Genomic DNA, 22,634 nt, shown 5'->3' with positions numbered 1-22,634 from the left:
AGATGATATGGAAAATAATATAGAAGAAGCTAAGCAGTCAATTATTTCAAAAGCTCCCCCTTTAGGGGGCGGGGGGGGCTCGGCCTCTATTGCTGTTTTTGCTCCGGCAACCGTTGCCAATGTGGTTTGCGGATTTGACGTATTAGGCTTTGCTGTAAACGAACCCGGCGACGAGGTGGTAATGCGCATGACTAATACGCCAGGTATCACCATCAGCAAGATCACCGGGGATAACGGCCGGCTACCCCTTAATCCCCTGAAAAACACGGTGAGTGTGAGCGTACAACACTACCTTAACAGCATTGATCGTACAGACGTAGGTGTAGATATAGAGCTGCACAAGAAAATGCCGATTGGGAGTGGCTTAGGCTCAAGTTCTGCCAGTACGGTTGCAGGTTTGTTCGCGATCAAAACCTTAATGGGTGACGAGACCGACTCTTCTACCCTTTTACCTTTTGCAATGAAAGGCGAAGAAATGGCCTGCGGTCACGGCCATGCAGATAATGTTGCACCTGCTTTGATGGGCGGCTTTGTATTAATACGCAGCTATGAACCACTGGACGTAGTAAGGCTCCCCCATCCTCCAGGTCTTTGGTGCGCAATAGTATTCCCTGATGTAGATGTGCCCACCCGCGAAGCTCGCCAGATCATCCGCAACAAAATCAACATGAAGGATGCCGTTACACAGTGGGGCAACATAGCAGGGTTAGTAAGTGGCCTGTTTATGCAGGACATCGACCTGATAGGCCGCAGCATGCAGGATGTGCTGGTTGAACCGGTACGAAGTATGCTTATTCCCGACTTTTACTATATGCGCGAAATGGCAATGGAATTGGGTGCCGTGAGCTTTGGAATATCGGGCTCAGGACCATCTGTTTTTGCGTTTACTAAAAATGAGCAAACAGCAAGACGGGTAACCGCTAAATTGCAGCAACATCTTACTAAAATAGGAATAGGGTCTTATACTTACGTGTCTACCATAAATGATAAAGGCCCGAGGGTGATTGGGTAATGAAGAGTACGTCATTGCGAGGAACGAAGCAATCTCCTCAAAATGCACGTTGTATTTAGGATTGCTTCGTTCCTCGCAATAACGCGTGGTATACCTTACTAAAATGAAATTTTATAGCACTAATAACCCGGAACTACGGGTCGGTTTCAAAGAAGCAGTATTCAACAGCATGCCGCAGGACAAAGGGCTTTACATGCCGGTAGAAATCCCACGTTTGCCGGATGGTTTTTTTACAAACCTGGACAGATATACCCTGCCGGAAATCGCTTTTCATGTTGCACAAAACCTGTTGGGGGAAGACATTCCGGGTGACGATCTTAAAACCATTGTTCAGGATGCTATTAACTTTTACGCGCCGGCCGTAAGGCTGGAAGACAATGTTTTTGTACTAGAGTTATTTCATGGGCCTTCACTCGCATTTAAAGACTTTGGCGCCCGCTTCATGAGCCGTGTCATGAGCTACTTTCTACAAGACGGTGAAAAACAGTTAGATGTGCTGGTAGCTACCTCCGGCGATACAGGTGGTGCCGTTGCTTTAGGATTTCTAGGCGTCCCCAATACCCGCGTAACTATTCTTTACCCTAAAGGCAAAGTAAGCCACATACAAGAATTGCAGCTTACTACCAATGGGCAAAACATTCGCGCGCTGGAGATAGATGGCACATTTGATGATTGCCAGGCATTGGTAAAACAGGCCTTTACTGATGCGGAACTTAATGAACGGTTCCGACTGACATCAGCCAACTCCATTAACATTGCAAGGTTGATCCCACAAACATTTTATTACTTCAGCGCATATGCACAGTTGTTAAAACGCGGCATCAGTAAAGTGGTGTTTGCTGTTCCCAGCGGTAATTTTGGCAACATTGGCGCGGGCTTACTCGCCTGGAAAATGGGATTACCTGTAGAGCATTTTGTTGCAGCTACCAACGCCAACGACACCGTACCTGCGTTTCTAAGAACTGGCGTTTACGAACCGAAGCCTTCCGTTGCAACGCTTTCTAACGCTATGGATGTAGGCAACCCAAGCAATTGGGTGCGTATTCAGGATCTTTTTAAAGAATCTCCATCAACATTAAATGAGCTTATTAAAGGCTCCACCTACACTGATGAAGACACTACAGAATCAATAAACGATATATTCAAACAGTATAACTATGTTGCTTGTCCGCACACAGCTATTGCCTGGAAAGCCTTAAAAGAATATCAGCAAGAACACATTGATGCAGATACTGCCGGCATATTCCTGTCTACAGCTCATCCTTGTAAATTCCCGGATGTTTTTGATGGTGATGTTGCTAAAGCAGTTACAATACCGGCCGAAGTTGAAGCGTTAGAAACCAGGAAAAAGCAAGCTGTAAATTTAGGCACCGACTTTGCCGGATTTAAAGGATATTTGCTTCAAAATAGCTAACATGTTTCGCTCACGTATACTACGTTTTATTATATACCTTTTCGCTACCGCTTTAATATTAAGCGGTTGTAAAAGGCACGAGCCATTTACCCCGAAAGGCTGGGATGATGGCGACGGGCTTAGCTTTCCTAAGCGATACCTGATGGTAGATAGCTTGCTTGCAAGCAAAAAACTCATCGGGTTAAAGTACAAACAAGTGGTTTGGCTGCTAAAAGCTCCTCAACGCAACAGCTTTACCGACCGTAGTTTCTCATACGAAATAACCCGTAAAATGAACGGAGTGGACACCCTCCACACCAAAGATCTTGTTATTTACCTAAACAAAGACTCCGTTGTAACCAGCGCCAAAGTGGTAGAGAAGGATTACAACTGGAAGCCTAAAAAGAAAAAATGATCAACACTATAATTTTCGATCTTGGTGCGGTTCTGATCGACTGGAACCCACATTACATGTACCGCACCATATTCCCAAACGAGCAGGAGATGAAAGATTTTCTCGCAAACGTTTGCACATCCGACTGGAATGAGGAGCAAGACGCCGGCCGTTCACTGGCAGAAGGCACAGAGCTTTTAGTGCAGCAGTTCCCACAGCATGAAGCAAACATCCGTGCGTTTTACGGCAGATGGACAGAGATGTTGGGCGACGCTTTTGAGGGCACTGTACAGATATTTAAAGAGTTGAACGAAAGCGGCAAGTACAAAATTTATGCGCTGACAAATTGGTCGGCAGAAACGTTCCCCAGGGCCCAGGCAAAATTTGACTTCCTGAACTGGTTTGATGGTATTGTGGTATCAGGCACCGAGAAAATGCGCAAACCCGCGCCTGAGTTTTACCAGATTTTGCTTGACCGTTACGACGTTAACCCCACCGAGAGCCTGTTCATAGACGATAATTACCGCAATATATTAGCTGCCGAAAAGATGGGTATAAACTGCATCCATTTTACCTCGCCGGAGCAACTCAGGCAAGAACTCACGGCTCAAAACCTGTTGTAAAACAAAGCCCCGCCAACATTCAGAAGGCGGGGCGCTTGCATATTTAATTGTTGATTTTTACTTGTTTGTTCCGAATGGCAGGTAAAAGCCAAACGTAATGTTTCTACCCGGATTATAAACACCAAAGGTCGGATCTTCCTGGCTATAGCGGCCTGGCCTTAAACGGCTAAGCGCGTCATAATACTTTTTATTGGTTAAGTTGTTGCCCGATATATACAGCTTCAGTGGCTGCGACCCTAGCTTGAACGTAGCGCCTATACCTGCATTAAGCAAGGTATAACCATCTGCCGGCGTCTCAAAAGTAGCGTCTACACGTGTTTGCTTAAAGAAGTTGTCTATACCAGCGTAAAAATAGAAATCGTTCAATCCCTTTATTTTTGGTTCAAATCGTAGAGTATTGTGTAAAACACCTGCAGGGATCAGTGGCAGCGGCCTGTCAAATGATCTGTTTTGCGCCCTGGTGTAGCTAAAAGTATTTTCGAAGTGAACAAATGATACCGGGTGAAGGGTAAGATTACCTTCAAAGCCGTAAAGATTGGCGTTAACCTGGCCGTAGCGGTAAACGTCTAAGGTCCTCAAATCTCCACTTCCTTCATCGGTAATTGTAATTTGCTCATTGTTGGTGTTGGATGCGTAGATGTAATTATGAATGTAATTTTCATAGATACCAAAGCTTCCAGTTATAATTCCTGAGCCGTATTCAAGGGTTGCATCAGCCTGGTAGCTACGTTCGGGCGACAAGTTGCCCGATCCTATTTCATAGCGTTGTGTACCTTCGTGAACACCGTTGGAGCCAAGTTCCGCAGGGTTTGGCGCTCTAAACGCTGTACCCAAATTAGACTTAAAGCTTAGATCATCATTAAAGATGTGTGTAAAACCAACCGCGCCGCTTAGGTTAGAAAACTTGTTATCAAAGCCGGTAAAAACCTCATCACCATCTACCACCTGTTCTTTGCCTTTGTTTGCCACATAGTCAAAGCGTACTCCTGCACTAAAGGTGTTCTTCTCCCAGGTCTTTTTAACAAACCCGAACGCACCTGCGCTGTATTCATCATAAGCGGGCACCAATAGTTCCTCGCCTTTATTGACACTATGCCCAATGCTGCTGCTTAATCCGAAAACAGGTCTCCAGCCATTAAACTCGTGCAACGAATATTTTGCATCTAATGAATAAGTGTTCAAATCAAAAAACAGGGAAGGTATTGTGCTATCCTCTAATTCTCTTCGCTGGTTTTTTTGATAACCTAAATCTAGCTTTAACGAATTGCTTCCGAATATAAAGTTGTTGTTCCATGCAAGCTTATAATGACGAATGTCCTGTCGCGGGTATTCCAGTGTGCGGCTGGTCTCGTTCCGGTAAAGTTCATCACCGGGTTCAGCATCAAAAAAGCCGATGTTATTTTTATAGTAAGAGAAGTTAAGGTGAGAGTAACCCCAGGCTTTGTTCACGCCCAGCATACCGCTAAAGTTTGATTGATTAAAGCCGCTATTTTGATAGTAGCCAAACGGGGTTTTGAAGTCATGGGCATTTTGATAGCTGCCGCGGCCACGCCAAACAAAGCCGTTCTCGTTACCGCTAAGCATTACCGACGTGTTGATTAAGCCACTGTTGGTAGAGTAGCTACTTAAAACATCGCCTTTTATGTTACCTTCTGGCGGAGATGATGGCTCAATTACATTAATTACCCCGCCCAAAGCGTCTGATCCATACTGAAGGGATGCTGCACCACGCAGCACCTCCACACGATCTGCTTGATTCTGATCTATTTCGATACCGTGTTCGTCGCCAAACTGCTGGCCTTGCTGTTTAACGCCATCACTCAGTGTAACTACACGGTTATAGCTTAGTCCCCTGATAACCGGCTTTGAAATACCGGGGCCTGTAGTAATCTGGCTGACGCCTGGTGCTACCTTGCTTAATGCATCTATCAGGTTGGTGGAGCTGCCCTGCAGTTGTTCTTTGCTAACCACACTTGCGGATGTACTGTTGTACTTGCTGCCTGCTGTTACGGGCGTGCCGGTAATAACCACCTCATGGGTTTCAATAATACTTGGCTGAAGTGCAAACACCAAAGCCGTTGTAGACGAGAAGTCCACCGTTTGTGTAATTGTTTTGTAGCTGATGTATTGCACCTGTACAACGTAACGACCGTTTGCCGGCACTGAGCGAAGGGTAAACTCGCCATTGGTGTTGGTGGCCACAGATACGTGTAGCTCCGGTACACTTACAGTAGCACCAATAAGGGGCTCGTTGGTTTTAGCATCTACAACTTTACCTTTAACTATGTTGACGTCGGCAAAAGCCGCTATACGGAGAAATAAAAACGAAAATATAAAGCAACTAATAAGTTTGAGTTTCATAACAAATTAATAAGAGTTCGTGAAAATGACTGCAGTGAGCAGCCTTAGTTTAAACAGGATGTTATGAAAACACAGGAGGAGCCCGCCCGGAGGCCAGGATGAGCGATATGCTGGTGAAGCTATATAAAGGCGAAACAAACAACCGCTGCTGCGATGTTAAAGTAACCTGGTAGGCGATGTCGTGGTTCACATCCATAGCCACATGGTGCATACTGTCACACAGCTGGCATTTTTCCTGAACACTCTGGTGCCAGGCGTGCTTTACACTGGTACAGGAAGCATGAACATTTTTTACCAAGTTATGCTGATGCGCGTAAACCATATATTGGCCGGTAACAAAGCTTAGCAGCAATGCCCAGGCAAAAACTATATGGTAAACGTTTCTTTTCACAGATAATGTTGTTTATCAACTTTGCGCAAAGTTAGTTAATAAACTTTTAAGCTAACTACCTAAACGTAACAATGTTGTTAAAGCGCTTTCAATAATAAAGTTCCGTATCGCGGCACATCTGTATATTTGCGAATATGAAACCTGCAGAAATTAATGCAAAGTTTGCGCAGTTACAGGACAAAATAGCTGCAGATTTTGACAACGAAAAACCTGATATAAAGGTGCTTTTGTTTTTGATAGGCGTGCAGGAGCTTGGCCAAGGCCCCCGTAAATTCAAAAAACGCGAGAAGGAGGAGCTGATGCATATAGCCAACTGCAAACTGTTTAGCCAGATGGGGTTTTACGAACTTGAGGGCCAGGATCAGGATGGCTGGCCGCATTGGAAATTAGTAAAGCAGGTCCCGAACTATACCCTACTGGAACAGGAAATGCTGCTGAAATCACTTATTATAACCTACTTCGAGGAAAACGGATATTAATATGAAGAAACTTCTTACCCTGCTTTTACTACTCACTGTAAGTATTGCTTTTGCCAGGCCGCCAAAGAACCAATACGTACGTATACACACCAGCTACGGAGATTGTATCATCCGATTATACAATGAGACACCGCTGCATCGTGATAATTTTATCAAGCTTACTAAACAAGGTTTTTATAATGGTACGCTGTTCCATAGGGTAATACAGAACTTTATGATACAGGGCGGAGACCCCGACTCTCGTGATACATCTAAAGCAAAGCCAGGCGCAGAGCTGGGCAATGGCGATGTTAAGTACACTATCCCTGCAGAGTTTCGCGATAGCCTTTTTCATAAACGAGGCGTGCTCGCTGCAGCGCGCGATGATAACCCTAAGAAAGCTTCAAGTGGGTGCCAATTTTACATTGTGGAGGGCCGCCGGTTTACTCCGGGTAAATTAGACACCCTGGAGAACACTCGCCTTAAAGGACGTAAGATACCTGCATCGCAACGGGAGATTTACACCACTGTTGGTGGCGCTCCGCACCTCGATCAAAACTACACCGTTTATGGCGAGGTAGTTAGTGGCATCGATATGGTAGACCGTGTAGCCGCAGTGAAGAAAGATGAACGGGACAGGCCTACCAAAAATGTGCCCATGATAGTGGAACTGCTCAGCAAAAAAGAATGCAAACAGCTGGATAAAATCCTTTGGCCTAAAGTTAAATGAAGATAATTACCTACAATGTTAACGGAATCCGCTCGGCTATAAACAAGAACTGGCTGGCCTGGCTACAAGCTACAGATGCCGACGTAGTTTGCCTGCAGGAGATAAAGGCCACGCCCGATGTACTTACCGACCTTGGCCTGGTTGACGCGCTTGGATATCAGCATTACTGGTTTCCGGCAGAAAAAAAGGGCTATAGCGGAACGGCTATTTTTACCAAGATACTGCCCAATCATATCGAATATGGCTGCGGTATCCCCGACTTTGACCGAGAGGGGCGCTGCATACGCGTGGATTTTGATGAAGTATCTGTTATGAGTGTTTACTTCCCGTCAGGTTCCAGCGGCGATGAGCGCCAGGTATTTAAGTATCGTTTTCTGGATGAGTTTGGTAAGTACCTGACATTGTTAAAGGTAGACCATCCTAACCTGGTTATCTGCGGCGATTACAACATCTGCCACAAACCTATTGATATCCACAATCCTAAATCTAACGCTAACTCATCGGGGTTTTTACCGGAGGAGCGCGAGTGGATGGAGAACTTCCTGGAATCGGGCTTTGTGGATAGCTTCCGCCATGTTAATAAGGAGCCTCACAACTATACCTGGTGGAGCTTCAGGGCTAATGCGAGGGCCAAGAACCTCGGCTGGCGGATTGATTACGCCATGGTTAGTAAAGAGCTTGAAGACAACATTAAACGCGCGGTAATACTGCCGGAAGCCAAACACTCGGACCATTGCCCGGTGATGGTTGAGCTTGAGTTTTAAGACGACCCTAAAGTGGCAAACTGTTCAAAAGTGTTCAGCTTTTTTTGTGCCTGTGCATATTGAACACCCAAACTGAACACCTGGCAAACCAATCAGAAAAGGCATCTGATCGCATTAAAAACAAGGTTTTTGCCTGAAAAACCATGCAGGCACCTTTAAAAACCACACCGATTCACAACGCTAATATTGAAAATATTTGCAGGTAATAGGTGAAATTACAGGTACAAAAACCCCTATTCAATTACCCCTAAAACAAGACCGGCCGTCCTTACGGATGGCCGATATACATGTCTTTTATTTATTAATTATTTAGCTCTTTCCACGTAAGCTCCGGTTGCGGTATCAACCTTCACTTTATCGCCAATGTTGATGAATAATGGTACGTTAATTTCGGCTCCGGTCTCAACGGTAGCTTTCTTTAAAGCTCCGCTTGATGTATCACCTTTAACGGCCGGCTCAGTATAAGTGATCTCCAGCTCAGCAGATCCCGGTACCGAGCCCATAATTGGCTCTTCGCTCTCGAACGCAACAATAACATTCATCCCTTCTTTCAGAAAACGTACCGCGTTGCCAAACAAAGCTTTAGGCACGCTATGCTGATCATAGGTAGTGTTATCCATTATCACCAGCGCGTCGCCTTCGTCATAAAGGTACTGGTAGTCGTTGGTTTCTACCCTTCTTATATCTACCTCTTCGTCTGTACGGAAACGATATTCAACTAATTTACCTGAACGCACGTTACGCATACGGGCCTGGTAAAACGCGCGAAGGTTACCCGGTGTACGGTGTATAAATTCCTCTACCTGTACCAGTTCTCCGTTAAAGCGAAGAATGTTGCCATTCTTTATATCTGATGCTTTTGCCATATAACTATTTATAATTGAGGCGCAAAATTATGTATTAGTATCGAGATTTGGGAATGATTGTAGCCGAATAGTATTTTAGCACAAAATCTCTTCATGAAAGTACTGGTTACCGGGTCTGCAGGTAAATTAGGAAAAGCTGTAATGCAAAAGCTTGCGGCCACAAACATTGAGGCTGTTGGCGCGGATATTGTACCCGGCCCATCTACCAATCTCTTGCTTGATATTACCCATAAAGACCAGGTGCTCGCGGCCTGCGCTGATGTTGACGCTATCATCCATACCGCAGCAATACACGGCAGGCATTACGACCTTAATTATCCAAGAGAAGCTTTCATAGACACCAACATTTATGGCACTTTGAACCTGCTGAACGCGAGTGTAAAATGCGGAGTTAAACAGTTTTTATATATAAGCACCACTTCTATTTACGGGAGCGCTATGGAAAACCCCGATCAGGCAGTTTGGGTGGATGAAGAGCTGCCGGTACAACCGCGGGATATATATGATATTACCAAGCAGGCTGCAGAGCAGTTATGTAAAGACTTTTTCTACAAAGAAGGGCTGCAAACTTCCGTTTACCGGGTGGGGCGATTTCTGCCGGAACCAGCCAATCTGGAAGCCAATCACCGCCTCTATCGTGGACTGGACGAGCGTGACGGCGCCGAAGCCCTATACCTGGCCCTACAGCAGCAGTTTAATAATTTCGAGATCTTTAATATTGCCAGCAGCAGTCCCTTTTCGAAGGATGACGTGAAGGCACTTAAAAATAATCCGGTCGAGAGCATTCTTAAACTTTACCCTAAGGCTGCAAACATTTATAAGGAAAGAGGATGGTTGTTTCCGGAGAGTGTTGACAGGGTATATGTTACTGATAAGGCAAGGAAGATGCTGGGCTATTCGCCTAAATACACTTTTGATTATTTGTTAGAGAGGGCAGCCTTTTTGAGGGGGTAAAAGTCAACTCCTTCTTAGTCGGACAGTCTTACAACCTCCTGGTTAATGTAAGTGTTGCCATAATATTCATTAGGTCTCATTTCTCTAAAGTTTTCAAAGTCGATATACGGCAAATGGCAGTGCGGACATCTAAAAGAGTTATAATAGTTAAATGTACCCGGCCCGTTAGAAGGTTTGGGCAGCACTGCCTCAACAGTTCTAAGATCATCATCGCTGATAGTTGATTGCAATTGTGCGGGCATGCCCTCGATTGCGCCATAGGGAACGACCAATGTTTCTTGACTGTCTGTCGAGTAAAAGTATTGTAATTCTGAGAAACCAGCATGAAAATGCTGTACAGTAAAGCTTAAGTTGCACACATCGCAAACGCAAATACATCTTACTCCGTCTGGTGTAATTACTCCGCTAAAATGCAAGCCGCGTTCAAACAGCCCTCTGCCTTGTAAACTGGTATTAATTTCGCTCTTATCAGACAGAAAAAATGGTTGCAATCTTATCGCTTCATAGTTAGCGTCTGTCCACTCTGCAACACTTACATTATTTTTGGAGATCACCCCATCAATCATCACTCCGCTATTTGCAAAAACTCTAATCGAGCTATGTAAAAATTGACCCGTTAAGTCAGGATTGCGGTCCATTGCATCTAATCGGAAAGTGCGAACCAAGTCTTGGTTCTCATATATTTTTATTTCCGGCAGTTCAGTTGTTAACTCAAAGATGTTTAGGAGTTCAAATGCCCGGCCAACATTCTTGTTCTTATTGTCAATGTAGATGTTGGAGCCCTCTACTTTGATTCTATCCCTATGTCTTTTAAATATTTCAAACATTGGAACTTAATTAATTGCATGTAACTTGATGTGTAATGAATTCGAGCAACTAATACTGTTAAGAAAACTACTTTTTAGGAGCATCCTTATAGTCCGCTATGCTCATTTGGTGCTTACAAAATCTATATTCGTGCTCCTGGTTAGAACAGATAATAGTTAAGCGGCCAACGCTATATTGTTGAATTAAACTTAGATACCAGTCTATCCCTTGCGTGTCGAGGTTTGAAGTTGGCTCGTCCAGCATCAGCATTGGGGTATCTGCACAAAAAGCTAGTACAAGCTTAAGGCGCTGTTTCATCCCGGATGAAAAGTACCGTATTGCCTTATTGCGGCTTCCTGCTAATCCGAGAATATCCAACACAGCGGCTTTGTCTAGCCCCGATCTTAAGGCTTTAAATTTGAAATGGAAATCAACCACTTCGTTCAAGGTAAACTCTTCTATCAATTCCAGGTAAGGGGCGGCAAGGCTCAGGTAATTAAATATCTTTTCCGGTTCAATTTCCTCCCCAATGCGGGTATAGGTAAGTTTGCCGGTAGAGGGCGCCAGGCTGCCGTTAAGCACCTGCAGCAGGGTAGATTTGCCCGACCCGTTAGACCCCAGTATGGCATAGCTGCTGTTATCTCCAAAGGAATAGTCGATACCCCTGAATATCCATTCGCGGTTAAAACGCCGGCCTATGTTCTGGAGGGTGATCTGCATTGTTGTGGTCTGAACTCGAATTTAAAGAATTTACTAATGAGCAGAATTGATGAGCTGAAGCTTATATGGATTCGACAAATTCTTTAATTCAATGAATTCCGGTTCAGACAATACTATACCGCTCCAAAACCTTTCATAATTCCGCGTTGCGAATTTTGTACAAAATTGATGATCTCGTCCCGTTCTACTGTCGGGTTAAACTCGGCTTCAATGATGTCCAGCGCTTTGGTTACGTTGTATTTTTTGAGGAAGATAATGCGATATATCTCCTGGATCTCATTTATGGTCTGGGCTGAAAAGCCCCTGCGGCGTAAGCCTACGGAGTTGATACCGATGTAAGACAGAGGCTCGCGACCCGCTTTTGTGTAAGGCGGAACATCTTTACGTACCAGCGATCCGCCGGAGATCATGCTGTGCGCACCTATTTCCACAAACTGGTGTACTGCCGATGTACCGCCGATAAAAGCATAGTCATATACATTGATGTGGCCCGCCAGCTGTACGCCATTGGCAATAATTACATTATCGCCCACAACGCAATCGTGCGCCACATGCACATAGGCCATTAGCAAGCAATTGCTGCCAATAGTCGTAGTGTTCTTGTCTAATGCAGTACCACGGTTTAGCGTAACGCATTCGCGGATAACTGTGTTGTCGCCTATTGTAACTGTGCTTGGCTCGCCCTTATATTTAAGATCCTGCGGCGGGGCCGAAACAACCGCACCGGGAAATATGCGACAATTTTTGCCGATACGCGCACCATCCATAATTACCGAATTAGAACCCACCCAGGTACCTTCGCCAATTTCCACATCTTTATGTATGGTAACAAAAGGCTCAATCACCACATTATCAGCAATGCGGGCCTGGGGGTGTATATACGCTAACGGCTGGATCATAACTTACTTATATTTTACTATTTGCGCCATCAGCTCGGCCTCTACAACAATCTTCTCGCCTACCATGCCAATGCCTTTCATTTGCGCTATACCCCTGCGGATAGGCGCCACAAGGTCGCAACGGAATATTAACGTATCGCCCGGCAAAACCTTATCCTTAAAGCGTGCATTCTCTATTTTAAGGAACAAAGTAAGCCAGTTTTCCGGATCGGGCACGGTGTTAAGCACCAGTATACCGCCGGTTTGCGCCATAGCCTCTATCTGTAAAACGCCCGGCATTACCGGTGCACCCGGGAAGTGGCCTACAAAGAAAGGCTCGTTCATGGTTACCGCTTTTAAGCCGACCACGTGCGTTTTGGTAAGTTCTAAAATCTTGTCGACCAGCAGCATTGGCGGACGGTGCGGCAGTATGTTCATTATCTGCACAGTATCATATACCGGCGTCATATTAGGATCATACACCTTTACGTGCTTGCGGCTGCGCTCTTTTTTAATAAGTGCTTTTATCTTCTTGGCGAAGGCAACGTTAGCGGCATGGCCGGGCCTTGCAGCCATGATATGGCCTTTAAGCGGTACGCCTACAAGGGCAAGGTCGCCTATCATGTCCAGCAGTTTGTGGCGTGCCGGCTCATTCTGGTGGCGCAGTTCAATATTGTTTAGTATGCCCTGCGGTGCTACGCTGATGTCTTTACGATTAAACAGCTTTGCCAGGTGCGCAAGCTCTTCCTCATCTACATTTTTGTCTACTACAACAATAGCATTGTTCAGGTCGCCGCCTTTAATAAGGTCGTGTTTCAGCAACGCTTCTAGTTCATGCAAGAAGCAAAACGTACGGCTGGATGCTATTTCTTTTTTAAACTCGGCAATGGTTGATATAGTAGCGTGCTGGCTGCCCAGTACCTGCGAGTTATAATCTACCATACAGGTAAAGCGGTAATCGCCGTCAAGCGGCATAGCCACCATCTCTACCTTACGATCGGGTTCTGAGTAGTGAATGTTGTAAGGGATATGGTAGTATTCACGATCGGCATCCTGGTCCTGAAAACCGGTTTGCTCAATAGCATCAATAAACTGTATAGAACTGCCATCCATTATCGGCGTTTCAGGTCCGTCCAGGTCAATCAGCACGTTGTCTATTTCTAAACCTACCAGCGCGGCCAGCACATGTTCTACAGTGCTTACGCTTGCACCGTTTTGCGTAAGCGTTGTTCCGCGTGAAGTATCAGTAACGTTATCGCAATCGGCATCAATTATTGGCTGCCCGGGCAGGTCTACCCTGCGGAATTTATACCCGTGCTTTTCAGGAGCCGGGTTAAAGGTCATGGTAACTGCTTCACCGGTGTGTAAACCCGTGCCCGCTACAGAAACAGGCGCCTTAATGGTTCTTTGCTTTACGTTCATTTGTTGTATAATGTTCTTTTGACTTTTTAGCTGACCTTGATCCGCCTGTTACCAGCAGATGTTGGCTTAACCTATTGTTCGTCTTTTTTTGTTAGTTCACTTATTAGCTTTTCCAGCTCCCTTACCCTTTTTTCCAGGTCGGGCAGGCGCCTGGTATTAACATTTGCCCTAAGGTAATCCTGGTATGGCTGGTAAGGCGATCCGCCCCATTTTTTATTGGGTTCTTTTATAGAGCTGTTTATGCCCGTTTGTGCATTAATCTGGCTGCCGTCGGCTATGGTTAAGTGCCCTGCAACACCTGCCTGCCCGCCCATCATTACCCGCTCGCCTATTTTAGCACTGCCGGATATACCTGCCTGCCCGGCTATTACCGTGTTTGCACCAATTTCTACATTATGGGCTACCTGCACCAGGTTATCTATTTTAGCGCCGGCATGTATTATGGTAGAGCCCATAGTTGCACGATCAATTGTGGTGTTTGAGCCTACCTCTACATCGTTCCCGATTACTACATTGCCAATCTGCGGTATTTTGCTGTAGCTGCCGTCGGCATTTGGCGCAAAGCCAAATCCATCGCTGCCAATAACTGCGCCAGAGTGGATAATAACATTATCGCCGATAACACAATCGTGGTATACGGTTACACCCGGGAATAAAGTGACATTGTTGCCCAGGGTAACATTGCCTGCAATGTAGCAGTTGGGGTATATTTTGCTGTTGTCGCCTACGGTAACGCCATCGCTTATATAAGCGAATGCGCCTACGTAAACCTCCTGGCCAAGCTGTGCCCCGGCATGTATAAAGCATGGCTGCTCTATCCCGCTCTTATGAAGCCTTACGGTATTATATTTTTCGAGCAGTATGGTAAAAGCGCTGTAAGCATTCTCTACCCGTATAAGGGTAGTGTTTACCGCTTGCGTTAACTTAAGATCGTTATTAACAATTACTACAGATGCTGCTGTAGTATACAGGTGGGGCTCGTATTTGGCGTTAGACAAAAACGATAAAGAGCCCTGGCTGCCCTCCTCTATTTTGGAAAGCTTATCTACACTCGCCTGCGGATCACCCTCAACAGTTCCGTTAAGCAGTAAGGCTATGTCCCTGGCGGTAAATTGCATTGTGCAAAGTTAAATTTATTTTATGTTTTTGTATAACAATCGTTACCGGCACGTTAGCCGGGCATTACTTAATCATCAAGCAAGGCCTTGCTATAGCACAAAATATGCTTTTTAACAGTTTTGGTAAGTGCTTCCAGGTTGGAGTTATCGCTTGCGAGGGCAATATCTGTCATCCTGCCACTTTTCATTAGTATATGGATCTTGCCATCGCCCTTGTTGTAAGCGTTATTTCGTATCACGTCGGTAAACACAAAATAAGACGCCTCATGCTCGCTAATGTTATACATCTCCACAGCTTTTTTCCTTAAAGTGCTTACAAACTCCTCATCGGGCACTTCGGCAGCTATATCCACATGGTACAATTTGCGGTTAATAAAGCTGTTGCAAAGGGTTGCCAGCACAAAATCATCACAGTCCGCCCAAACCTTTACCGCTGCCATTACATCTGTATCGTCAAGTTTTGCAAAAGTATCCAGGTGCTCCGGATACGAGGCAAACTCCTCGTTAGATATTTCTTTCTCCAGAAAGTGCTTCAACGCCGGTGTAATTGCAAACCTGGCCCCGTTCAGCGCCAGCTCGCGGCTGCGGTAAAATATTTTACAAAGCAACTGCTCTGCAGCTATAACAGTTTTATGCAGGTAAACCTGCCAGTACATCAGCCTGCGCGCAATCAAAAACTTTTCTATGGAGTATATCCCTTTCTCTTCTACCGCAATATTATCATCCTTAACATTCAGCATCTTGATGATACGGTCAGAGCTGATCACCCCTTCCGACACGCCTGTAAAAAAGCTGTCACGGTTGAGGTAGTCCATCCGGTCCATATCCAATTGACTGGATACTAACTGGTGCAGGAACTTTTTAGGGTAAGTATCTTTAAATATCTCAATGGCCAGCGACAATTGGCCGCCAAATTCTTCATTCAGCTTGTTCATCAGCAGGATAGAGATATCCTCGTGGTTGATGCCCTGTATAATAGTTTGTTCCAGCGCGTGGGAGAACGGCCCGTGCCCAATGTCATGCAAAAGGATAGCAATAATAAGCCCTTCTTTTTCTTCGGGAGTAATCTCCAGGCCTTTATAGCAAAGGGTTTCTATAGCGGTACCCATCAGGTGCATGGCGCCAATAGCATGGTGGAAGCGGGTGTGCAGCGCCCCGGGATACACCAGGTGCGTCATTCCCAACTGCTTAATGTACCTTAGCCGCTGAAAGTACCGGTGCTCTATCAGATCGAACACCAGTTCTGAAGGGATGCTGATGAACCCGTAAACAGGGTCGTTTATTATTTTCTTTTTATTCAAAGCTTTATATAAGACCGCAAAAGTGTCGATTTATGGTAAAACATACATCATTACGTTGTTAATATATGTTAAAGCTTCCATAATTTTACAACAAAAACCCACACTATAGGTTATAGCGTGGTAAAAGTAAATATACCATGCAGGATACAACTATTTTATGGGCCGATGACGAAATTGATCTGCTGAAACCACACATATTGTTCTTAAACGAAAAAGGTTACAAGGTAAAAACCGTAACCAATGGCAATGATGCCGTAGACGAGTTTAAGAAAGATTTTTACGATCTGGTATTTCTTGACGAAAATATGCCGGGCTTAACTGGGCTGGAAACCCTTCAGCAAATTAAGAATATTAAGAGCGATATTCCTATTGTATTGATCACCAAGAACGAGGAAGAATACCTGATGGAAGACGCTATCGGTTCCAAGATAGATGACTACCTGATTAAGCCCGTTCACCCTAAGCAAATACTGCTTACCATAAAAAAACTGACCGAGAACAAGCGACTGGTTACCGAAAAAACAACCATGGCTTACCAACAGGATTTCCGTACGCTTGGCATGACGCTGAACGACAACCTGAGCTTCCAGGAATGGGTTGATGTATATAAAAAACTGATCTACTGGGAGCTGGAGCTGGAAACCCTTGAGGATGCCGGCATGCACGAGATACTTACCCTGCAAAAAGCAGAGGCAAACGTGCAGTTCTGCAAGTTTGTAGAGAAGAACTACCTCGACTGGGTGAAAAACCCGGAATCAGCGCCGACTTCATCTCCTCAGCTGTTTAAAAAGAAGGTATTCCCCAAGCTGGATGGCAATGGGCCGGTGTTCTTCATCCTGATAGATAACCTGCGGTATGATCAGTTCAAGATCATTAACCCAATCATATCCGAGTACTTCCGCCTGGAAGAGGAAGATACTTACTTCAGTATATTACCAACCGCTACACAATACGCGCGTAATGCTATTTTCTCCGGCCTGATGCCGCTGGATATGGAAAAACGCTTCCCTAATATGTGGCAAAACGACGAGGATGAAGGCGGCAAGAACCTGTATGAAGCCGAATTTCTTGCAGATCACATCAAACGGGTATTACGTAAAGATATTAAACACTCTTACCACAAGATCCTGAATATTGACGAAGGTCGTTCGCTAAATGAGTCGGTAAACAACCTGATGAACAACGACCTGAACGTTGTTGTTTATAACTTTGTAGACATGCTGAGCCATGCGCGTACAGACATGCAGATGATACGCGAACTGGCCAGTGACGATGCAGCATACCGTTCGCTAACACTATCATGGTTTGAGCATTCGCCGTTATTCGAACTATTGAAGTTCCTGGCGCAAAAACAGGTAAGGGTAGTTATCACCACCGATCACGGCACTATCAAGGTAAAGAACCCAAGTAAGATCATCGGCGACCGCAATACCAACACCAACCTGAGGTACAAACAAGGGAAAAACCTTAATTATAACGCCAAGGAGGTATTCCACATCCGCAACCCGCATGATGCAATGCTGCCTAAGCTGCACGTAAGCTCCAGCTTTGTATTTGCCAAGAGCGACAGCTACTTTGTTTACCCCAACAACTACAACCATTTTGTGAATTTCTATAATGAGACATTCCAGCATGGCGGTATATCGCTTGAAGAAATGATCATCCCGGTAGTAACTTACGGGCCTAAATAAGCAGGAACATTATGGACATTCAGATACATTCTGTTGAAGAACTGACCAATGCCGCACCGCAAATACTGGAGTATGCCGGCACAAACCGCATATTTCTTTTTTATGGCGATATGGGTGCAGGTAAAACCACACTCATTAAGGCATTATGCGCGCAGTTAGGCGTTATTGACGAAGTTACCAGCCCTACTTTTTCTATCGTCAACGAGTATAAAGCCGATGGCAATACCGTTTATCATTTTGATTTTTACCGGATAAAAGATCATGACGAAGCACTTGATTTGGGTTACGAGGAGTACTTTTTCTCAGACAACTATTGCTTTATAGAGTGGCCCGAGAAAATCTCAGCGCTTATACCGGATCAGTATACCGGTGTGCGTATTGCTGTTCACGATAATGCGCTAAGGGTGATCACCGTTGAAAATATATAGCCAGGATTTAAGCTGTTTTTCTTATCTTCATATTCCGAATATTAATAAGTTCACATGAGTTCAGGAAAGTATAGCGGGTTTTCTGATGTTGCCCGGCAGGCGCTAATGCAGCCGCAGGAATCAATGCTTGAAGTTAAGAGCAAGAAAAACAAACTTTTTATCGGTATACCTAAAGAGGTCTCGTTCCAAGAGAACCGAATTGCCCTTACGCCCTTATCGGTAGCCTTATTGGTAAACAACGGCCATGACGTATTGCTGGAAAGCAATGCAGGGCAGGCGGCTAACTTCTCTGACACCAACTACAGTGAACAGGGGGCCCAGATTGTTTACGACACCAAGCGCGTTTACGAGGCAGATATCATCATTAAAATTGCACCGCCAACTATGGACGAGATTGCAATGATGAAGCCCGGGCAACTCCTGATATCTGCTTTACAGGTATCAACATTAAAGGCAGAATGCCTGCATGCGCTGCTGGCAAAAAAGATCACGGCATTATGCTTTGAGAACCTGGAAGATGAAGGCGGATCGCTAACTGTTGTGAGGGCCATGAGTGAGATTGTTGGCGCTACTTCAGTACTTATTGCGGCCGAATACCTCAGCAATATATTTGAAGGAAAAGGCTTGATGCTGGGCGGGATAACGGGTGTGCCACCAACCGAGATCGTGATTTTAGGCGCTGGTACCGTAGGTGAATATGCCGCACGTACAGCCATATCCCTTGGTGCAGAGGTAAAGGTTTTCGACCCTTCTATCTATAAGTTACGACGCTTGCAAAACAACATTGGCGCACGAGTATTTACATCGGTGGTTCAGCCAATTGTGCTTGAAAAAGCCATTACTACCTGCGATGTTGCCATTGGCGCCATGCGCGCGGAAGATGGCCGCAGCCCTTGCATCGTTTCCGAAGCAACCGTCAGCCGCATGAAGCCCAACTCTGTTATTATTGATGTAAGTATAGATCAGGGCGGTTGTTTTGAAACCTCGGAAGTCACCAATCATACCCATCCCGTGTTCCGCAAGTATGATGTTATCCATTACTGTGTTCCAAATATCGCTTCAAGGGTAGCACGTACCGCAACTTATGCCCTTACCAACATCTTTGCTCCTATTTTGCTCGATATTGGCGAGCACGGCGGGTTAAAAAACGTGATCTGGAAAAAAACCGGTATCCGCAACGCGGTATACATTTACCAGGGGCACCTTACCAACAAGCACATGGGCGAGCGCTTCGGCATCCCTTGTAAGGATCTCGACCTGCTGGTAGTGTCCAATCACTAGTTAATAGTGCGTGGTAGGTGTGGTAAATTGCTGTGGCGGGCGATTGTCTTCCTTGTATTTCTGAGGCAGATCTGAAGAATGGTGTAATACACCATAATAGCTTACTTCTAATTCGCGCTTTCCGGAGTCTGTTACCGTGATCTTGAACACCATGTCATAGTCGTCTTCATCTAGCGTTTCAAACGGCATTTCTGCTCCAAATGCATCAAGCAACTGCATAACTGTGTTTGAGTGCCCTACCACCAGCACGTTGTTGCCCGCAAAGTTCTTCAGGATGGTGGCAGCAAAGGTTCTCAGGCTGTCTCCATAAACACGGGGTAATATTTTAGCCTGCTCGGCAAGGGGGCGGGCTGTCTCCGCTGTACGCTTGTACTTGGTTACGTAAATCGCTTTAATCTTTTCACGCTTTAACAGTTTGGCCAGTGCATCTGCGCGTTTTCGCCCTTCTGGCGACAGGCCGGGGTCATTGGGGTTTTGCACTGTTGCAGCATCCTTTTCTGCATGCCTCACTACCCAAATAGTAGTTTTTTGCGCAAAGGCACCAAAATTGCTTAGTAAAAAACAAACAAAGAATACATTAAACACTTTAGAAAGTACGGTGGCTTTTTTCATACAGTTATAAGGCATTAAGATAAAGGTATCTACAAAATATTTTATATGAGGTTTTTCAGTAAAGATTATTTAAAACAGCTTTGGAAGGTTCTAATGGCAACTTTCAGTGGTTTCTCCAACGATAACGGCCTAAAGTTAAGTGCCTCCCTGGCCTATTATACGGTATTTTCTATTGCGCCGTTACTTATATTAGTGATATCAGTAGCCAGCCTCTTTTTCGGGCAGGATGCTGCGACGCACAGGCTTTATCCACAAATAGAACATTATGTAGGTAAAGAAGCCGCCAGCCAAATTCAGGAAATGCTGGCTAAACTTGCGCTTTCAGGCAAAACAGGCGTTGCAGTCACCATTGGTGTAGGCACGCTGCTTATTGGTGCCAGTAGTATTTTTCTAGAGATACAAGATTCACTAAATACCATCTGGAGGGTAAAGGCCAAACCAAAAAAGGGTTGGGTTAAAATGCTACAGAATAGATTTTTATCTTTTTCGCTCATTATTAGTCTTGGCTTTCTGCTAATGGCTTCTTTGTTAGTAAGCATTATTATGGATGCCCTAAGCAAGCGCATAGAAAACTTTTTACCGATGGTTACTGGTATTTTACTTAAGGGCGTTAATCTCGGTATCACGCTACTTGTCATATCTGTACTTTTTGGGATCATTTTTAAATTTCTGCCAGATGTAAAAATCAGATGGAAAGACGTTCGGTCGGGCGCTATTTTTACGGCCATTCTTTTCATGATCGGTCAATTTGTTATCGGTCTGTACATTCAATATACCGCTCAGGGCTCCACCTATGGTGCAGCGGGTTCGCTTATCGTAATACTCGTATGGATCTATTATACGGCGGCTATTCTTTACATTGGGGCGGAATTCACACAGGTTTATGCCGAAGCCATAGGCAGCCATATTGAGCCGGCTGAATACGCGGTACACATACAACAAACTGAAGTTGAGCGCGACGTAAAGCAATTGCCTCCGCAAAACCCCGAGTTAAAAGGAAATTTGAAGTGTGATGACGACGCAGAAAAGAAGTCTTAGCCCTTTTAACTACTCCTAATTTCTTTGTTATTATTATCCTTCATTGCATTTACACGTTAATTAAATAAGGTGTACATTTAGCTACCAATTGTCTTTCATTGCTAGCTGTTTTATACATATTTAAAAAACGGGCTTTCTGGCTTACCTCATTTTTATGCTGTTATGGCCTGTTGGCTTGTGCGCAATACTTTGATGTAGACAGCGGCAGGAAAAACGTGAAAATTCCGTTCAGGCTGGTACGCAACATGGTGGTTGTTAAAATGAATATAAACAACCGCGGGCCCTTTAATTTTGTACTAGATACAGGCGTAGGTTTAATGATCATGACAGATCCGGGCATGATTGACTCTATTGATGTTGCTCAAAAACGAAACATAAAAATTACCGGATTAGGTGATGGAGGAGACTACGAAGCTTATGTAACCTCTTCAATTAATGTTAAAATGCCCGGCTTGCATAGCAAAGATGTTTCGGCTGCTATACTTAAAGCCGACTACTTTAATCTTTCATCGTATGCCGGCATGCCGGTTCATGGCCTTATTGGCTGGGATTTTTTTAACAACCTTGCTGTAAAAGTAGATTTTAGCGATAGTACATTAACAGTGTGCAGACCTCAAAATTTAAAAGGAATCAAAAGGAGTCAGCGTATACCGATTACCATAGAAGACAAAAAACCATATATGCAAACAGTAGTCACGTTTGTCAATGGCAATCAAAAAACAAGCAAAGTTGTTATTGATCTTGGTGCGGGCCATCCTTTATCTTTAGAGAACCTTACCAACACTCCAGAGCTGCCTAAAAACCATATACGCGCAAATCTTGGTCTGGCGCTTAACGGCCCAATTAATGGCTTTGTGAGCCGGGTGTTACAAGTAACTTTAGGCAAATACCACTTAGACAATGTTATCACTGCTTTCCCCGATCAGAACGATAAGACAAGGGTTTATACGATTAAACGAGATGGTAATCTTGGCTTGGGGATATTAAAAAAGTTTTTGGTAGTGTTTGATTACACTAATAATGCTATGTACCTCAAACCAAACAGTCACTATAAAGATCCTTTTGAACATGATATGGCAGGAATAGAGTATTACTGGGCGGGGAAGGATTTCAAACACCTTTTAGTGAGCCGGGTAGAACCTGATTCGCCTGGTAGTGAGACCGGTCTTGAACAAGGGGACGAAATCATGTCTGTTAACTTTAAGCCCGTAACGCAGATGAGCATTGAAGAGATTGACAACTTATTCAAATCAAAAAACGAACGAAGTTTACTGCTCGAAGTTTTCCATGACCAGCGGTATGATCGTGTTGTACTTACACTAAAACGAAGGATATAGCGGTTTGTAACAAACCCACTATTATTTAGCTGATGTTAAGTAATAATCATATTTT

General features: G+C 44.7%; 23 protein-coding genes. 13 read left to right on the top strand and 10 right to left on the bottom strand.

Translation table 11 applies throughout. The annotated features are described in order from the left end of the window. Positions 1-7 precede the first annotated feature (7 nt). The 4 genes from DYU05_RS11795 to DYU05_RS11780 all read left to right on the top strand — a co-directional run bounded on the left by DYU05_RS11795 (position 8) and on the right by DYU05_RS11780 (position 3,422). A complete protein-coding gene (locus tag DYU05_RS11795) occupies positions 8-1,012 on the top strand; it encodes a homoserine kinase (RefSeq protein ID WP_117383259.1) in 1,005 nt (334 codons plus the stop codon). Between the two features lie 103 nt (positions 1,013-1,115). Next, on the top strand, positions 1,116-2,426 hold the full coding sequence (gene thrC, locus DYU05_RS11790; protein ID WP_117383257.1) for a threonine synthase: 1,311 nt from the start codon (positions 1,116-1,118) through the stop codon (positions 2,424-2,426). Between the two features lies 1 nt (position 2,427). Further along, positions 2,428-2,820 (top strand): hypothetical protein, encoded by a 393-nt coding sequence (locus DYU05_RS11785; RefSeq protein ID WP_117383255.1) that lies wholly within the window; start codon positions 2,428-2,430, stop codon positions 2,818-2,820. Further along, positions 2,817-3,422, top strand: a complete 606-nt coding sequence (locus tag DYU05_RS11780; protein ID WP_117383253.1) for an HAD family hydrolase — start codon at positions 2,817-2,819, stop codon at positions 3,420-3,422. The genes DYU05_RS11785 and DYU05_RS11780 overlap by 4 nt, the downstream gene beginning before the upstream one ends. A gap of 57 nt (positions 3,423-3,479) precedes the next feature. On the opposite strand, the gene DYU05_RS11775 is transcribed toward DYU05_RS11780, so the two are convergent. Next, positions 3,480-5,783 (bottom strand): TonB-dependent receptor, encoded by a 2,304-nt coding sequence (locus tag DYU05_RS11775; protein ID WP_117383251.1) that lies wholly within the window; start codon positions 5,781-5,783, stop codon positions 3,480-3,482. Between the two features lie 61 nt (positions 5,784-5,844). Next, entirely contained in the window at positions 5,845-6,174 is a 330-nt protein-coding gene (locus DYU05_RS11770; protein ID WP_117383248.1) for a hypothetical protein, read from the bottom strand. Between the two features lie 134 nt (positions 6,175-6,308). Here DYU05_RS11770 and DYU05_RS11765 point away from each other — a divergent pair, with 134 nt between their 5' ends. From DYU05_RS11765 to DYU05_RS11755, 3 genes are read left to right on the top strand one after another with little or no spacing between them, the layout of a single operon-like run. Continuing rightward, positions 6,309-6,653, top strand: a complete 345-nt coding sequence (locus DYU05_RS11765) for a hypothetical protein (RefSeq protein ID WP_117383246.1) — start codon at positions 6,309-6,311, stop codon at positions 6,651-6,653. 1 nt (position 6,654) lies between these two features. Further along, positions 6,655-7,362 (top strand): peptidylprolyl isomerase, encoded by a 708-nt coding sequence (locus DYU05_RS11760; protein ID WP_117383245.1) that lies wholly within the window; start codon positions 6,655-6,657, stop codon positions 7,360-7,362. Further along, the gene (locus DYU05_RS11755; RefSeq protein WP_117383243.1) at positions 7,359-8,126 is read left to right on the top strand and encodes an exodeoxyribonuclease III; all 768 of its coding nucleotides are present in this window, start codon (positions 7,359-7,361) and stop codon (positions 8,124-8,126) included. Before DYU05_RS11760 ends, DYU05_RS11755 begins: the two co-directional genes overlap by 4 nt. A 305-nt stretch (positions 8,127-8,431) precedes the next feature. On the opposite strand, the gene efp is transcribed toward DYU05_RS11755, so the two are convergent. Further along, the gene (gene efp / locus DYU05_RS11750) at positions 8,432-8,992 is read right to left on the bottom strand and encodes an elongation factor P (protein ID WP_117383241.1); all 561 of its coding nucleotides are present in this window, start codon (positions 8,990-8,992) and stop codon (positions 8,432-8,434) included. Positions 8,993-9,085: 93 nt separating this feature from the next. On the opposite strand from efp, the gene DYU05_RS11745 reads away from it, so the two are divergent. Continuing rightward, positions 9,086-9,946, top strand: a complete 861-nt coding sequence (locus DYU05_RS11745; protein ID WP_117383239.1) for an NAD-dependent epimerase/dehydratase family protein — start codon at positions 9,086-9,088, stop codon at positions 9,944-9,946. A gap of 14 nt (positions 9,947-9,960) precedes the next feature. Here the strand turns inward: DYU05_RS11745 and DYU05_RS11740 are convergent, their stop codons facing one another. The 6 genes from DYU05_RS11740 to DYU05_RS11715 all read right to left on the bottom strand — a co-directional run bounded on the left by DYU05_RS11740 (position 9,961) and on the right by DYU05_RS11715 (position 16,192). Next, on the bottom strand, positions 9,961-10,773 hold the full coding sequence (locus tag DYU05_RS11740; protein WP_117383238.1) for a hypothetical protein: 813 nt from the start codon (positions 10,771-10,773) through the stop codon (positions 9,961-9,963). Positions 10,774-10,840: 67 nt separating this feature from the next. Further along, a complete protein-coding gene (locus DYU05_RS11735; RefSeq protein ID WP_117383236.1) occupies positions 10,841-11,473 on the bottom strand; it encodes an ABC transporter ATP-binding protein in 633 nt (210 codons plus the stop codon). 113 nt (positions 11,474-11,586) lie between these two features. Continuing rightward, on the bottom strand, positions 11,587-12,372 hold the full coding sequence (gene lpxA / locus DYU05_RS11730; protein ID WP_117383234.1) for an acyl-ACP--UDP-N-acetylglucosamine O-acyltransferase: 786 nt from the start codon (positions 12,370-12,372) through the stop codon (positions 11,587-11,589). Positions 12,373-12,375: 3 nt separating this feature from the next. After that, positions 12,376-13,773 (bottom strand): bifunctional UDP-3-O-[3-hydroxymyristoyl] N-acetylglucosamine deacetylase/3-hydroxyacyl-ACP dehydratase, encoded by a 1,398-nt coding sequence (locus DYU05_RS11725; RefSeq protein ID WP_205771870.1) that lies wholly within the window; start codon positions 13,771-13,773, stop codon positions 12,376-12,378. A 71-nt stretch (positions 13,774-13,844) separates the two neighbouring features. Beyond that, positions 13,845-14,891 (bottom strand): UDP-3-O-(3-hydroxymyristoyl)glucosamine N-acyltransferase, encoded by a 1,047-nt coding sequence (gene lpxD / locus DYU05_RS11720; RefSeq protein WP_117383231.1) that lies wholly within the window; start codon positions 14,889-14,891, stop codon positions 13,845-13,847. A gap of 68 nt (positions 14,892-14,959) precedes the next feature. After that, positions 14,960-16,192 (bottom strand): HD domain-containing protein, encoded by a 1,233-nt coding sequence (locus DYU05_RS11715; RefSeq protein WP_117383229.1) that lies wholly within the window; start codon positions 16,190-16,192, stop codon positions 14,960-14,962. 137 nt (positions 16,193-16,329) lie between these two features. Between DYU05_RS11715 and porX the strand changes: the two genes are divergently transcribed. From porX to DYU05_RS11700, 3 genes are read left to right on the top strand one after another with little or no spacing between them, the layout of a single operon-like run. After that, entirely contained in the window at positions 16,330-17,883 is a 1,554-nt protein-coding gene (porX, locus tag DYU05_RS11710) for a T9SS response regulator signal transducer PorX (protein ID WP_117383227.1), read from the top strand. An 11-nt stretch (positions 17,884-17,894) separates the two neighbouring features. Continuing rightward, positions 17,895-18,311: a tRNA (adenosine(37)-N6)-threonylcarbamoyltransferase complex ATPase subunit type 1 TsaE gene (gene tsaE / locus DYU05_RS11705; RefSeq protein ID WP_117383226.1), complete on the top strand. Its 417-nt coding sequence runs from the start codon at positions 17,895-17,897 to the stop codon at positions 18,309-18,311. A gap of 54 nt (positions 18,312-18,365) precedes the next feature. Then, positions 18,366-19,592 carry an alanine dehydrogenase gene (locus DYU05_RS11700; RefSeq protein ID WP_117383225.1) on the top strand — a complete coding sequence of 409 codons (1,227 nt, stop codon included), beginning with the start codon at positions 18,366-18,368 and terminating at the stop codon, positions 19,590-19,592. Here DYU05_RS11700 and DYU05_RS11695 read toward each other — a convergent pair whose 3' ends face one another. After that, positions 19,593-20,204, bottom strand: coding sequence for a phosphoglycerate mutase family protein (locus tag DYU05_RS11695; protein ID WP_165852062.1), 612 nt, complete (start codon positions 20,202-20,204; stop codon positions 19,593-19,595). A gap of 45 nt (positions 20,205-20,249) precedes the next feature. Here DYU05_RS11695 and DYU05_RS11690 point away from each other — a divergent pair, with 45 nt between their 5' ends. Beyond that, complete coding sequence (locus DYU05_RS11690) at positions 20,250-21,242, top strand: YihY/virulence factor BrkB family protein (protein WP_117383223.1); 993 nt, start codon at positions 20,250-20,252, stop codon at positions 21,240-21,242. A 170-nt stretch (positions 21,243-21,412) separates the two neighbouring features. After that, positions 21,413-22,579: an aspartyl protease family protein gene (locus DYU05_RS11685; RefSeq protein WP_165852061.1), complete on the top strand. Its 1,167-nt coding sequence runs from the start codon at positions 21,413-21,415 to the stop codon at positions 22,577-22,579. Positions 22,580-22,634 lie beyond the last annotated feature (55 nt).

Source organism: Mucilaginibacter terrenus (assembly GCF_003432065.1).
In the GTDB taxonomy this organism is placed as follows: Bacteria; Bacteroidota; Bacteroidia; order Sphingobacteriales; family Sphingobacteriaceae; genus Mucilaginibacter; species Mucilaginibacter terrenus.
The sequence above is the reverse complement of the archived record's forward strand: the minus strand, read 5'-3'. Positions and strand labels throughout refer to the sequence as shown.

Excerpts from the sequence above, each read along its gene's own strand:
- DYU05_RS11795 (WP_117383259.1), top strand. The coding sequence starts at position 8 with ATGGAAAATAATATAGAAGAAGCTAAGCAGTCAATTATTTCAAAAGCT.
- thrC (WP_117383257.1), top strand. The coding sequence starts at position 1,116 with ATGAAATTTTATAGCACTAATAACCCGGAACTACGGGTCGGTTTCAAA.
- DYU05_RS11785 (WP_117383255.1), top strand. The coding sequence starts at position 2,428 with ATGTTTCGCTCACGTATACTACGTTTTATTATATACCTTTTCGCTACC.
- DYU05_RS11780 (WP_117383253.1), top strand. The coding sequence starts at position 2,817 with ATGATCAACACTATAATTTTCGATCTTGGTGCGGTTCTGATCGACTGG.
- DYU05_RS11775 (WP_117383251.1), bottom strand. The coding sequence starts at position 5,783 with ATGAAACTCAAACTTATTAGTTGCTTTATATTTTCGTTTTTATTTCTC.
- DYU05_RS11765 (WP_117383246.1), top strand. The coding sequence starts at position 6,309 with ATGAAACCTGCAGAAATTAATGCAAAGTTTGCGCAGTTACAGGACAAA.
- DYU05_RS11760 (WP_117383245.1), top strand. The coding sequence starts at position 6,655 with ATGAAGAAACTTCTTACCCTGCTTTTACTACTCACTGTAAGTATTGCT.
- DYU05_RS11755 (WP_117383243.1), top strand. The coding sequence starts at position 7,359 with ATGAAGATAATTACCTACAATGTTAACGGAATCCGCTCGGCTATAAAC.
- efp (WP_117383241.1), bottom strand. The coding sequence starts at position 8,992 with ATGGCAAAAGCATCAGATATAAAGAATGGCAACATTCTTCGCTTTAAC.
- DYU05_RS11745 (WP_117383239.1), top strand. The coding sequence starts at position 9,086 with ATGAAAGTACTGGTTACCGGGTCTGCAGGTAAATTAGGAAAAGCTGTA.
- DYU05_RS11740 (WP_117383238.1), bottom strand. The coding sequence starts at position 10,773 with ATGTTTGAAATATTTAAAAGACATAGGGATAGAATCAAAGTAGAGGGC.
- DYU05_RS11735 (WP_117383236.1), bottom strand. The coding sequence starts at position 11,473 with ATGCAGATCACCCTCCAGAACATAGGCCGGCGTTTTAACCGCGAATGG.
- lpxA (WP_117383234.1), bottom strand. The coding sequence starts at position 12,372 with ATGATCCAGCCGTTAGCGTATATACACCCCCAGGCCCGCATTGCTGAT.
- DYU05_RS11725 (WP_205771870.1), bottom strand. The coding sequence starts at position 13,773 with ATGAACGTAAAGCAAAGAACCATTAAGGCGCCTGTTTCTGTAGCGGGC.
- lpxD (WP_117383231.1), bottom strand. The coding sequence starts at position 14,891 with ATGCAATTTACCGCCAGGGACATAGCCTTACTGCTTAACGGAACTGTT.
- porX (WP_117383227.1), top strand. The coding sequence starts at position 16,330 with ATGCAGGATACAACTATTTTATGGGCCGATGACGAAATTGATCTGCTG.
- tsaE (WP_117383226.1), top strand. The coding sequence starts at position 17,895 with ATGGACATTCAGATACATTCTGTTGAAGAACTGACCAATGCCGCACCG.
- DYU05_RS11700 (WP_117383225.1), top strand. The coding sequence starts at position 18,366 with ATGAGTTCAGGAAAGTATAGCGGGTTTTCTGATGTTGCCCGGCAGGCG.
- DYU05_RS11695 (WP_165852062.1), bottom strand. The coding sequence starts at position 20,204 with ATGAAAAAAGCCACCGTACTTTCTAAAGTGTTTAATGTATTCTTTGTT.
- DYU05_RS11690 (WP_117383223.1), top strand. The coding sequence starts at position 20,250 with ATGAGGTTTTTCAGTAAAGATTATTTAAAACAGCTTTGGAAGGTTCTA.